Origin of the sequence: Rhizobium alarense (genome assembly GCF_021555155.1) — a bacterium.
GTDB classification, from domain to species: domain Bacteria; phylum Pseudomonadota; class Alphaproteobacteria; order Rhizobiales; family Rhizobiaceae; genus Rhizobium_D; species Rhizobium_D alarense.
On sequence record NZ_JAKGBU010000177.1, the window covers coordinates 1 to 1,291 of the forward strand.

Genomic DNA, 1,291 nt, shown 5'->3' on the forward strand with positions numbered 1-1,291 from the left:
TGAACCGCGCCGGGTTTGCCGGAGACCCCAACTCGTGAGAAGTAGGGTCTATGACAAGCAAGACGACGAACAAATTTTCTCCTGAAGTTCGTGCCCGTGCCGTTCGGATGGTGACGGAGCATGAAGCCGAACATCCCTCCCGCTGGGCGGCAGTATCATCGATAGCGGCCAAGATTGGTTGCTCGGCGCATACCCTCCATGAATGGGTGAAGAAGGCCGAGGTCGACAGCGGCAAGCGTGCAGGTTTGCCGAGTGACGTGGCAGAGAAGATGAAGGCTCTGGAACGGGAGAACCGCGAGCTCCGTCAGGCGAACGAGATATTGCGCAAGGCGTCAGCTTATTTCGCGATGGCGGAGCTCGAGCGCCCACTGAAGCGATGATTTCCTTCATCGACGAACACCGCTCGGTGCTCGGGATCGAGCCGATCTGCAGGCTGCTGCCGATTGCCCCGTCCACCTATTATGAGGCCGTCGCCAAGCGCACGGACGTGGGTCGCCTATCGGCCCGCGAACGGAATGATATTGCCATGAAAGTCGAGATACGCCGGGTGTTCAACGAGAACTTCCAGGTCTATGGCGTGCGGAAAGTGTGGCGACAGTTGCAGCGAGAAGGCTTCGACGTCGCACGCTGCACCGTCGCAAGGCTCATGAGAATGATGGGTCTTCAAGGCATCATTCGTGGCAAGCCGATCAAAACCACTGTATCGGACAAGTCTGCCCCGTGTCCGCTCGACCGCGTCAATCGCCACTTCAAGGCCCCCGCGCCGAACATGCTGTGGTTATCCGATTTCACCTATGTCGCGACCTGGCAAGGCTTCGTTTACGTGGCCTTTGTCATTGATGCCTTCGCCCGCCGTATCGTCGGTTGGCGGGCAAGCCGGACGGCTCATGCCGGCTTTGTGCTCGATGCCCTCGACCAGGCGCTTCATGATCGGCGGCCCGTCAAACGTGGCGGGCTGGTTCATCATTCCGACCGCGGCTCGCAATACGTGTCCATTCGCTATTCCGAACGGCTGGCCGAGGCGGGCATCGAGCCATCTGTCGGAAGCGTTGGCGACAGTTACGACAATGCTCTCGCCGAAACGATCAACGGTCTTTACAAGGCCGAGGTCATCCATCGCCGGGGACCGTGGCGAAGCTTTGAAGCCGTGGAGTTCGCCACGCTCGAATGGGTCGACTGGTTCAACAACCGCCGCCTTCTGGAGCCCATCGGAAACATTCCGCCCGCCGCGGCAGAAGAACGATACTACGCCATGCTGGACGTACCAGCCATGGCCGCATAACTTAAACCA

1 protein-coding gene and 1 other annotated feature are annotated in these 1,291 nt (G+C 59.5%); the gene reads left to right on the forward strand.

Annotated features, from left to right (window positions below; all coding sequences use genetic code 11):
* The first annotated feature begins 50 nt into the window (after positions 1 to 50).
* Positions 51 to 1,282, forward strand: a protein-coding gene (locus tag LXM94_RS25855; RefSeq protein ID WP_235774754.1) for an IS3 family transposase whose coding sequence is annotated in 2 segments (ribosomal slippage) — positions 51 to 348 and positions 348 to 1,282 — 1,233 coding nt in all. Because the reading frame shifts where the segments join, the coding sequence is not laid out codon by codon here.
* Positions 335 to 451: a sequence feature (AL1L pseudoknot), on the forward strand. It overlaps the preceding gene by 117 nt.
* Positions 1,283 to 1,291 lie beyond the last annotated feature (9 nt).